We start from the raw sequence: 10,665 nt of genomic DNA on the forward strand, positions 1-10,665 counted from the left end.
CGGCCGGGCTCAGCCGAGCGACTCGACGCGCTTCTTCAGCCCCTTGAGCGCGGCGTCGATCAGGATCTTCTCGCCCTTGCGCTTGAGCATGCCGATGAGCGGGATGGAGACGTCGAGGGCGAGCCGGTAGGTCACCTCGGTCGAGCCGTTGCCGAGGTCGCGGAGCTCGTAGGCACCGTCGAGCGCCCGGAGCATCTTGCCCTCGACCAGTGTCCAGGTGACGCGTCGGTGACCCTCCCAGATGTAGGCGAGGGTGTACTCGTCCTTGATCGGGGACACGTCCAGCGCGAAGAACACCTGCTCGGCGCGGCCATCGGCCCCCTCGACCACCGTCTCGACCGTCGTCACGCCCTTGGCCCAGTGCGGGTAGGCGTCGAAGTCGGCGATCACGTCCATGACCGCCTCGGGAGCGGCGTCGACGACGATCGAGGACGTGGTCTGCTCGGCCATGTCGAGCCCCCTGCTGAGACGGTGCTGCTGCGGTCTTCCGGCTGACGACCCTACCGGATCGTGCGCCCGCCTCCGGCGGCGGTAACGTGCGCCACAGTGCGGACCGGACGCACCGGAGGAGGTCACTGTGCGGGAGTACTCCACGCCCCCGTCCATGGACCCGCCGACGACCGGCAACCTCACCGACGACGTCGTCACGAACGCCCGCGAGGCCCCCGACCAGGTGGTGTTCTCCGCCCGGCCCGCGAGCGGGACCGGCGAGTGGTCCGGCATCACCGCCCAGCAGTTCCTGGACGACGTGCGCGCGGTCGCGAAGGGCCTCGTCGCCGCGGGGATCGAACCCGGGGACCGGGTCGCGCTGATCTCCCGCACCCGGTACGAGTGGACGCTGCTCGACTACGCGACCTGGTTCGCCGGAGCGGTCACCGTGCCCATCTACGAGACGTCCTCCGCCGAGCAGGTCCAGTGGATCCTGGATGACTCCGGAGCACGCGCCGTGGTCGCCGAGGGGCCGGCCCACGTCGCCCGGGTCAACGAGGTGCGCTCCGGCCTGACCGAGCTCAACCACGTGTGGTCGTTCGCCGACAACGCCGTCGAGATCCTGCGCCGGCTCGGCGGTGACGTCCCCGACGACCTGCTGGAGAGCCGGCGTACGGCGGCGGGCCCGAGCGACCTCGCGACCCTGATCTACACCTCCGGAACCACGGGACGGCCCAAGGGCTGCATGCTCACGCACGGCAACTTCATGGTCGAGCTCGGCGTCGCGGTGCCCGAGCTCAAGGCGCTGTTCGAGAGCGAGGACGCCTCGACACTGCTGTTCCTGCCGTTGGCGCACGTGTTCGCCCGGATCATCCAGGTGGGCGCCGTCAAGTCGCGGACCCGGATGGCGCACAGCGGGGACGCGACCACCCTCCTCGACGACCTCCAGGCGGTGCGGCCCACGTTCATCCTCGCCGTCCCCCGGGTGTTCGAGAAGGTCTTCAACACCGCCTCGCAACGCGCCGCCGCGGACGGCCGCGGCGGCGTCTTCGACCGGGCCGCGGAGACGGCGATCGCCTACTCCCGCGGCCTCGACCGGGGCAAGCCGTCCGTGGCCGTCCGCGTGCAGCACGCGGTGTTCTCCCGCCTGGTCTACGGCCGGCTGCGCGACGCGCTCGGCGGACGCTGCGAGTTCGCCGTGTCCGGTGGCGCCCCACTGGGTGAGCGACTCGGCCACTTCTACCGCGGCATCGGGCTGACGGTCCTCGAGGGCTACGGCCTCACCGAGACGACCGGGGCGGTCACCGTCAACCTCCCGGACGCCCTGAAGATCGGCACCGTGGGCCGCCCGCTGCCCGGGAACGCGGTGCGCGTCGCCGAGGACGGCGAGCTGCTCTTCGTCGGAGGACAGGTCTTCACGGGCTACTGGCACAACGACGAGGCGACCGCCGAGGTGCTCGAGCCGGACGGCTGGTTCCACACCGGCGACGTCGGCGAGATCGACGACGAGGGCTTCGTCCGGATCACGGGGCGGAAGAAGGAGATCATCGTCACCGCCGGAGGCAAGAACGTCGCGCCGGGGGCCCTCGAGGACCGGATCCGGGCCCACCTGCTGGTCGACCAGTGCCTCGTGGTCGGTGACGGCCGGCCCTTCATCGCCGCCCTGGTCACCCTGGACCGGGAGGCCCTCGCGGGGTGGGCCGAGCGGAACGGCAAGAAGGCGGACGTCCGGCACCTCGTCGACGACCCCGACCTGCGCGCCGAGATCGAGCAGGCGGTCGACGACGCGAACAGGTCCGTGTCCAAGGCCGAGTCGATCCGCAAGTTCCGGATCCTCGCCGACGAGTGGACCGAGGAGGGTGGCCAGCTCACCCCCAGCCTCAAGCTCAAGCGCAACGTGGTCATGCGCCAGGCCCGCGACGAGGTCGCGGCGCTGTACCTGCCCTGAGCACTCCCACCACTCCAGTCCCAGCCCGCGCTGCGGAGTGTCTCGTCACGCTCGGTTGCGACCTCGTTCCTCGGTCGCACTCGCTGCTCGACCCTGCGAACCCGTCCCATCTCGTTCCTCGAAGGGACGAGTTCTCGCATTCGGCGGACTAGACCCGGCCTCCGCACCTACCGTTTCAGGCGAACAACCTCCGCAATTGCTCGTGGGTCAGGACCCCGCCGACAACGCCAGTTGCCCGTGAGTCCTGAGAACATTTTGAAAGGTTCGTGATGGACCGTCGCAGGATTCTTTTGGTCGGCGCCGTACTGGTCGCGGCCCTGGGGGGTGCACTCGTCTTCCTGTACGCCCAAGGTGCCGACTCGCGCGCCGAGGACCGGTTCGACACCGTGGAGGTCCTCAAGGCCACCGCGATCATCGAGCCGGGCGAGACGATCGAGGACGCCCAGGCCGCCGGCAAGCTCGCGCTGGCCGACGTCACCCAGGACCAGCTGCTCAACGGCTACCAGACCGACACCTCTGCCATCGCAGGCACCAAGGCGATGCAGACGATCTACCCCGGCGAGCAGATCGTCGCGGACAAGTTCGGGGCAGGTGGGGTCGCCGCGACGTCGGCACTCCAGATCCCGGACGACAAGATCGCGATCTCGGTCAACCTCACCGACCCTTCCCGGGTCGCGGGGTTCGTCAACCCCGGTTCCGAGGTGGCCATCTTCGTGAGCGGGACCCTGGAGGGCCTCACCACCGAGGGCGCCAGCGCGAGCCTGCCGATCACCCGTCTCCTGCTGCCGCGGGTCACGGTGCTCGGGGTCGGCAACACGACGCCGATCTCCACCACGACCACGGACGAGACAGGCGCCTCGACGACCGAGCAGCTCCCCCGGACCCTGCTCACCCTGTCGGTGAGCCAGCGGGACGCGGAGAAGGTCCTCTACGCGGCAGGCAACGGCGAGCTGGCCTTCGGTCTGTTGACCGAGGAGAGCGCCGTCAGCCCCGGGCCGGCCATGACCGCCAACGAACTCTTCCAGTGAGGAACCATGCCCGTCGTCGTTGACCCCGACCCGATGGTCGTCGAGTCGCTCCTGGCCTCCATGCCGGCCGGCTCGCACGGCGTCGAGTCCGTCGACAGGCTCAATGCCTGGCTCGCCGCCCACTCCGACGAGTACGCCGTCGTACTCGGCCCCACCCTCACCGACGAGGAGTCGGTGAGCACCTGCGAGGCGCTGCGGAACGCCGCGCCGACGATCAGCACGGTCCTGGTCCGGGAGTCCATGGACGCGGACCTGCTGACCTTCGCCATGAAGGCCGGCGCCCGCGACGTCGTGCTCCAGACGGACGGCGCTGCGGTGGCCGACGCGATCGCACGGGCCTACCACCTGTTCGTGGCCCTGCGCGGTCCGGCCGGGGCCATGCACATGAGCAAGGTCATCTCGGTGTTCTCCCCCAAGGGGGGTGTGGGCAAGACCACGCTCTCGGTCAACCTGGCCCTGGCCCTCACGGCCAAGGGGGCCCGTCGGGTGTGCCTGGTCGACCTCGACCTGGCCTTCGGGGACGTCGCCATCACCATGCAGCTGTTCCCGACGCACTCGATCGAGCAGGCGATCGGCTCCGAGGACTCGATGGACGTCGAGATGCTCGACAGCCTGCTCACCCGTCATCAGGACTCCCTGATGGTGCTGGCGGCTCCGCCGCACCCGGACACCCGGGAGCGGGTCTCGCCGCGACTCGTGTCGCGGATCATCCGAACCCTCCGCGAGACCTTCGACTACATCGTCATCGACATGGCGCCCTCGTTCGACGAGCAGGTGCTCACGGCGCTCGACGAGACCGACGAGGTCGTGCTGGTCGCCACCCTCGACGTGCCGACCCTGAAGAACGTCAAGGTGGCCGTCGAGACGTTCGACGCACTGCACATCGCGAAGGACAACCGGCACCTGGTCCTCAACCGGGCCGACGACGAGGTCGGCATCAACGCCGACAAGGTCGAGGGCATCCTCGGGATGAGCGTCGCCACCCAGCTGCTCAGCTCGGTCGACATCGCCGCCGCGACCAACGCCGGGAGCCCCATCGTGGTCAGCGACCCCGAGCACCAGCTCAGCATCGCGGTGCGCGAGCTGGCCACCAGGCTGGCCGGCCACATGGTCGCGCCGCCCGGCTCCGAGCGCGGCACGGAGGCACACGCGCCCCAGGGCAAGTCCGAAGCCGAGGCGCGGGGACGACTCAGGAGACGGAGCAAGTCATGAACCTGGCAGACCGACTCGCGGCCGCCCGTGCGGCCGGTACGACACAGGACGAACCGGATCCCGCGCGTGGTGCGCGGACCGACGACGTCGACGGCGACGGCGCGTCGGGCGAGGCAGCCGGCGGGAAGCGGCGCGCCCCGGTCCCCACCGACGACGCGAACGGGGCCGGCACCAGGGTTTCGGGCAGCCAGATGTCCGCCGCCGCCGCGGCGACCGCAGGGGCTCTCTCGGCGTCCGAGGCCCGCAGCACCGCCACGGCCAACGCGCCGACGGTGAACCTGGACACGTCCGCGCGACGAGGGGCACACGTCCAGAACGACCGGATCGAGGAGCTCAAGAGCAGCGTCCACGTCCAGCTGCTCCAGCAGATGGGCCCGCGTCTCTACGACTCGGACATGGACCAGAACGAGCTCGACACGGAGGTCCGCAAGGTCCTCGTCGACGTCCTCGGCTCGCAGGACCGCCCGCTCAGCAGCAGCGACCGCGCGCGGGTCACCCAGGAGATCAGCGACGACATCCTGGGCTACGGCCCGATCGAGCCCTTCCTGCGTGACCCGGAGGTCTCCGAGGTCATGGTCAACAGGGCCAGCCAGGTCTACATCGAGAAGGGCGGCCGGCTCATCCCGGCCGACGCGCACTTCACCGACGAGGCCCACCTGCGCCGGACGATCGACAAGATCGTCAGCCGGATCGGGCGTCGAGTCGACGAGTCCAGCCCGATGGTGGACGCCCGGCTCCCCGACGGGAGCCGTGTCAACGCGATCGTCCCACCGCTCGCCGTGGACGGGTCGTCCCTGACGATCCGGAAGTTCGCGACCGACCCGCTGACCGTGCACGACCTGATCAACTTCGGGTCCCTCAGCAACATCACCGCCGAGTTCCTCGACGCCTGCGTGCGCGGCCGCCTCAACATCATCGTGTCCGGCAGCACGGGTGCCGGGAAGACGACGACCCTCAACGTCCTGTCGTCGTTCATCCCCCACGACGAGCGGATCGTGACCATCGAGGACGCCGCCGAGCTCCAGCTCAAGCAGGAGCACGTGGTCCGCCTCGAGTCCCGGCCGGCCAACATCGAGGGCAAGGGCGCGGTCACCATCCGTGACCTGGTGAAGAACAGCCTGCGCATGCGGCCGGACCGCATCATCGTCGGTGAGGTCCGCGACGCGTCCGCGCTCGACATGCTCCAGGCCATGAACACCGGCCACGACGGCTCGATCTGCACCCTGCACTCCAACGGTCCCCGGGACACGCTCGCCCGGATGGAGACCATGGTGCTGATGGCGGGGATGGACCTGCCGGTCCGGGCCATCCGTGAGCAGGTGGCGTCCGCAGTCGACCTGATCGTGCACCAGACCCGCTTCAAGGACGGGTCGCGCCGGATCACGCACATCACCGAGGTCGAGCGGATGGAGGGCGACGTGATCACCCTTCAGGACATCTTCGTCTGGGACAACAGCCGCGGGTTCGACTCCGAGGGACGCGTGCTCGGCCACCTGGCCTCCACCGGCCTCCGGCCGAAGTTCCTGGAGAAGATGGCCTACGCCAACGTGACCGTCGACCCGGTGTTGTTCGCCCCGGATCGGGGCTGAGATGGCGAGACCGACCACACGCACGCGCGGAGAGCGTCTGCACACGCTGGTGACCGGCCTTCCGGGACTCGGGCTCGGCCTGGTCGTGGTCCTCGGGCTCGCGCTCGGACCGGCCCAGGGCGCGACCGCCGCCGACAGCGCCGGCACGATCACCTACTCCGAAGCGACTCCCGACGGGCTGCAGGCACTGGTGTCGGTTCCTGCCGACGCGGAGGTCGACCTCGACGGTGTCCAGGTCACCGTCGACGGCGAGGTGGCCGAGGCGACCGCCGTACCCGCGGGCAGCGCCGACGCCCTCCTGCGCACCACGGTCATGGCGATCGACACCAGCAACTCGATGAAGGGCGAGCGCTTCGCCGCCGCCAAGGCGGCGGCCCGGGAGTTCATCGAGACCGCCCCCGACAACGTCTTCCTCGGCATCGTCACCTTCGACTCCGATGTCGAGACGGCCCTGCCCCCCACCCAGGACCGTGCCTCGGCGCTCGCTGTCATCGACCAGCTCGAGCTGAGGAAGAAGACCCTGCTCTACGACGGCGTGCTGTCGGCCGTGGCAGAGGTCGGCAGCGAGGGCCAGCGCAACGTGCTCGTCCTCTCCGACGGTGCGGACACCACCGACACCCCGATCGAGACGGTGACCAAGGCGATCGAGGACGCCGAGGTGCGCGTCGACGTGGTCGCGCTCGACCAGGACGGCGAGGCCCTGAGTGCACTGGAGACGCTCGCCGCCGCCGGCGGCGGCGAGGTCATCCCGGCGGACCCCGCCGCGCTCACCCAGGCGTTCGCCGAGCAGGCCGCGGCGCTGGCCCGTCAGGTGCTCGTCACCGTGGTCGTCCCACGTTCGGTCGAGGCCACCGAGGCGACGCTGCAGATCACCCTGCCCACGGCGGACGGGACCCTCACGGCCGAGGCGTTCACGACCGTCCGCTCCACGCCGATCTCCGAGCCGCTCGTCAAGGAGACCCCCTGGAGCCCGCCCACCTGGGTGGTGTACGCCGGACCCGCAGCCGTCGGGCTCGGCCTGGTCCTGGCCGTGTTCCTCCTCCTCCCCAAGTCGAAGACCGTCACCGCCGCCGACCGGGTGAGCCAGTACACCGCCTCCCAGTCGAAGTCCGCCGGCGCCGGCGCCGGCCCGCTCCTCGACACCGACGTGGCCTTCGCCTCGGCGAAGGAGACCGCGGCCAACATGCTGCGGCGCAACCAGGACCTCGATGCCCGGATCAGCCGTCGCCTCGAGGCCGCGGGCAGCGAGCTCAAGTCCTCGGAGTGGCTGCTGCTGCACGGGGCCATCTTCTTCGTCTGCGGGCTGGCGGGAATCGGCCTCGGCGGAGGCAACCCGGTGGTCGGGCTCCTGTTCCTCGCCGCCGGGCTGTTCCTGCCCTGGATGTACCTCGGGTTCCGCCGCTCACGCCGACGGAAGGCGTTCAACGCCAGCCTGCCCGACACCCTGCAGCTGATGTCCGGGTCGCTGGCCGCAGGGCTGTCGCTGGCGCAGTCGGTGGACACGATCGTCCGGGAGGGCTCTGAGCCCATCGCCGGCGAGTTCCGCCGAGTGCTGGTCGAGACCCGGCTCGGCGTGTCCCTCGAGGACGCGCTGGAGGGCATCGGCGAGCGCTTCGAGAGCAAGGACTTCGAGTGGGTCGTCATGGCGATCAAGATCCAGCGCCAGGTCGGCGGCAACCTCGGCGAGCTGCTCGACTCCGTGGCCGCCACCATGCGTGAGCGGGAGTACGTGCGGCGGCAGGTCGCGGCGCTCGCCGCAGAAGGAAAACTGTCGGCATGGGTGTTGGGCGGGCTTCCGCCTCTCTTCATGCTTTACCTTTTCCTCACGAACCGCGACTACGTCATCGTGATGTTCCAGGAGCCTCTGGGCTGGGCGATGCTCGCCGGCGCGGCAACGATCCTGGCGATCGGGGTGTTCTGGATGAGCAGACTCGTCAAGGTGGAGGTGTGACATGACATTGCTCCTCATCCTCGGCCTGTCGATGGTCCTCCTGTCGATCGTGCTCGTGGGCTCCGCTCTCCGGTCGACCACCGACACCGGGGTCACCCGGTCCCTGGCGGTCCTGGAGGCGATGACGAACGCCCCCAAGGAGCTGACCCAGGACCTCGACCGCTCGTTCGCCGATCGGGTCGTCGAGCCGCTGCAGCAGCGGGCCCTCGGCCTGGGCCGGCGGCTGTCCGGCGCCGACACCGCCGACCGGATCAGGCGCAAGCTCGACCTGGCCGGCAACCCCCATGGCTGGACCGTGGACCGCGTGGTCTCGGGGAAGGTCATCGGCGCTGTCGTCGGCCTCGTGTTCGGCGTCGTGTTCGGCCTGATGCTCGAGGGAACGGGGCTCCGGTTCGTGGTGGCCATCGGCGGCCTCGTCGTCGGCTTCTTCGGCCCCAACCTCTACCTCTACCAGAAGATCCACGACCGGTCCGCGCAGCTGCTCCGCGAGCTCCCCGACGCCATCGACCTCCTGACCATCAGTGTCGAGTCGGGCCTGGGCTTCGACGCGGCCGTGCAGCAGGTGGCACGCAACACCGAGGGCCCGCTCTCCGAGGAGTTCTCCCGGGTGCTGCGGGAGATGCAGATCGGCCAGGGTCGGGCCGACGCCCTGCGCGCGCTGGCCGAGCGCACCAACGTCCCCGACGTCCGCAGCTTCGTCAGCGCCATGGTCCAGGCCGACTCCTTCGGCATCCCGATCGCCCAGGTCCTGCGCGTCCAGTCGAGCGAGATGCGGACCAAGCGCAGACAGCGGGCGGAGGAGAAGGCCCAGCAGGTGCCGGTCAAGATCACCGTGCCGCTCATCTTCTGCATCCTGCCCACCCTGTTCATCGCGGTCATGGGCCCGGCGGTGCTGAGCATCATGGACAGCTTCGGCAAGTGAGGGTCCGCGAACGGCACCACGTCAAGGTCAGCGCGGTTGCGCGCGGCTTCGTGCTGGTCGCGCTCTTCGGCCCTGCCCTGTGGAACCAGGACACCGCGGGCATCGTCGCGCTCATCACCATCGGGACGGTCTGGCTGCTCTCGACCCTGGCCGACTGGCGCCAGCGCCTCCCCGTCCTGGTGGTCACGACAGTGGACGCCGCCCTCGTGGGTGCCGTCTGCGGCTTCACGATCAACGACACCCTCGGCGTGCTCGGCGCCTTGGCGGTCCCCCCGTTCACCGCGGGTCTCTACCGCGGCATCCAGGGCGTGGCGCTGGCCCTGTCGGCACAGATGTCAGCCGTGGTGGTCATCTCGTTCGTGGCCTTCGACGGACTGAACGCCGACGAGGGGTTCGGCGCGTTCAGCTGGAACATGACCGGGCTCGGTCTCGGTCTGGTCGGTGTCTTCCTGCACTCGGCGCTCAACGAGCGTTCGGACCCGTTGGCGCCGTACCACTACGCCCAGGGGCTGATCCGCCAGCTCATCGACCTCTCGGGCGGCCTGGACAGCGGCTTGGACCCGGTGGCCCTCGGTGGCTCGATCCTGAGCGAGGTCCGCGACGACCTGCCCACGTCAGCGGTCGTCGTGAGCGTCCCGCGCGGGGACACCCTCACGCCCCTGGTCAACAAGTCGCTGGGCAGCAGCGACGACCTCGGCGACTGCGAGGACATCGCCGTCGAGGCGTGGGCGGTCGGGCTGCCCGTCCTGCACGACCGGGTCTTCGCCTTCCCGCTCAACACCGACGCCGGCACGGTCGCCATCGTCGCGGGCATCCTGTCCGACCGGGTGGACCCCACCCGCCTCGGCGTCGAGGACCGGATCCGCAAGCTGATGCGACGGCTCGCTCCGAGCGCGGTGCACCTCGACACCGCGCTGCTGTTCTCGGCGTTCCGCGATGCCGCCACCGCCGAGGAGCGCCGGCGGCTGGCCCGAGAGATGCACGACGGCGTGGCGCAGGACATCGCGTCGTTGGGCTACCTCGTCGACGCGCTCGGTGCGGGCGTCACCACTCCTGAGCAGGCGGAGCGGCTGGAGATGCTGCGCGAGCGGATCTCCGCGATCGTCGCCGAGATCCGGCGGTCCGTCGTCAACCTGCGCACCAGCATCGGCGCCAACGAGAGCCTCGGTACCGCGATCGGGTCGATCGCCCGCAACCTGTCCGAGGTCTCGGGCGTACCGATCCACGTCACCCTCAACGAGCACACCCAACGACTGCGCCCCGAGGTCGAGGGCGAGCTGTTCCGGATCGCCCAGGAAGCGATGAACAACGCGGTCCGGCACGCTCAGGCCTCCGCGATCGAGGTGCACTGCCAGGTGCACGCACCCGAGGCGCTGATCACCGTCACCGACAACGGTCGCGGCCTCCAGGCCGCCCGGCCGACGTCGCACGGGCTGCACATCATGCAGGAGCGGGCTCTGCTCATCAACGCCTCGCTGGAGATCGGCGAGACCCCCGCCGGCGGCCTGTCGGTCTCGGTCCGCGTCCCCGCCAACAGCAAGGCGGAGGCCACAGACCCCGACCCGGTCCATGCCAGGATCGGGGCG

At 70.1% G+C, this 10,665-nt stretch carries 8 protein-coding genes; 7 read left to right on the forward strand and 1 reads right to left on the reverse strand.

Annotation, left to right across the window (positions count from 1 at the left end):
* Window positions 1–9: 9 nt before the first annotated feature.
* Window positions 10–450 carry an SRPBCC family protein gene (locus tag JHD21_RS02710; protein ID WP_292671435.1) on the reverse strand — a complete coding sequence of 147 codons (441 nt, stop codon included), beginning with the start codon at window positions 448–450 and terminating at the stop codon, window positions 10–12.
* A 127-nt stretch (window positions 451–577) separates the two neighbouring features.
* Here JHD21_RS02710 and JHD21_RS02715 point away from each other — a divergent pair, with 127 nt between their 5' ends.
* The 7 genes from JHD21_RS02715 to JHD21_RS02745 all read left to right on the forward strand — a co-directional run.
* Window positions 578–2,377 carry a long-chain fatty acid--CoA ligase gene (locus tag JHD21_RS02715; protein WP_292671436.1) on the forward strand — a complete coding sequence of 600 codons (1,800 nt, stop codon included), beginning with the start codon at window positions 578–580 and terminating at the stop codon, window positions 2,375–2,377.
* A 269-nt stretch (window positions 2,378–2,646) separates the two neighbouring features.
* Complete coding sequence (gene cpaB, locus JHD21_RS02720; protein WP_292671437.1) at window positions 2,647–3,405, forward strand: Flp pilus assembly protein CpaB; 759 nt, start codon at window positions 2,647–2,649, stop codon at window positions 3,403–3,405.
* A 6-nt stretch (window positions 3,406–3,411) separates the two neighbouring features.
* Window positions 3,412–4,617 carry an AAA family ATPase gene (locus JHD21_RS02725; protein ID WP_292671439.1) on the forward strand — a complete coding sequence of 402 codons (1,206 nt, stop codon included), beginning with the start codon at window positions 3,412–3,414 and terminating at the stop codon, window positions 4,615–4,617.
* Window positions 4,614–6,206 carry a CpaF family protein gene (locus tag JHD21_RS02730; RefSeq protein WP_292671440.1) on the forward strand — a complete coding sequence of 531 codons (1,593 nt, stop codon included), beginning with the start codon at window positions 4,614–4,616 and terminating at the stop codon, window positions 6,204–6,206. Before JHD21_RS02725 ends, JHD21_RS02730 begins: the two co-directional genes overlap by 4 nt.
* Before the next feature lie 49 nt (window positions 6,207–6,255).
* Window positions 6,256–8,157: a type II secretion system F family protein gene (locus tag JHD21_RS02735; RefSeq protein WP_292671443.1), complete on the forward strand. Its 1,902-nt coding sequence runs from the start codon at window positions 6,256–6,258 to the stop codon at window positions 8,155–8,157.
* 1 nt (window position 8,158) lies between these two features.
* Window positions 8,159–9,079, forward strand: coding sequence for a type II secretion system F family protein (locus JHD21_RS02740; RefSeq protein WP_292671445.1), 921 nt, complete (start codon window positions 8,159–8,161; stop codon window positions 9,077–9,079).
* On the forward strand, window positions 9,076–10,665 hold a 1,590-nt coding region (locus JHD21_RS02745; RefSeq protein WP_292671447.1), incomplete at its 3' end, for a sensor histidine kinase. The genes JHD21_RS02740 and JHD21_RS02745, both read left to right, overlap by 4 nt.

It is taken from the genome of Nocardioides sp. (assembly GCF_016462705.1).
GTDB lineage: Bacteria > Actinomycetota > Actinomycetes > Propionibacteriales > Nocardioidaceae > Nocardioides.

What these genes read in the sequence shown, in the direction of transcription:
- JHD21_RS02730 (WP_292671440.1), top strand. Translation starts at nt 4,614, where the DNA reads ATGAACCTGGCAGACCGACTCGCGGCCGCCCGTGCGGCCGGTACGACA.
- JHD21_RS02740 (WP_292671445.1), top strand. Translation starts at nt 8,159, where the DNA reads ATGACATTGCTCCTCATCCTCGGCCTGTCGATGGTCCTCCTGTCGATC.
- JHD21_RS02710 (WP_292671435.1), bottom strand. Translation starts at nt 450, where the DNA reads ATGGCCGAGCAGACCACGTCCTCGATCGTCGTCGACGCCGCTCCCGAG.
- cpaB (WP_292671437.1), top strand. Translation starts at nt 2,647, where the DNA reads ATGGACCGTCGCAGGATTCTTTTGGTCGGCGCCGTACTGGTCGCGGCC.
- JHD21_RS02725 (WP_292671439.1), top strand. Translation starts at nt 3,412, where the DNA reads ATGCCCGTCGTCGTTGACCCCGACCCGATGGTCGTCGAGTCGCTCCTG.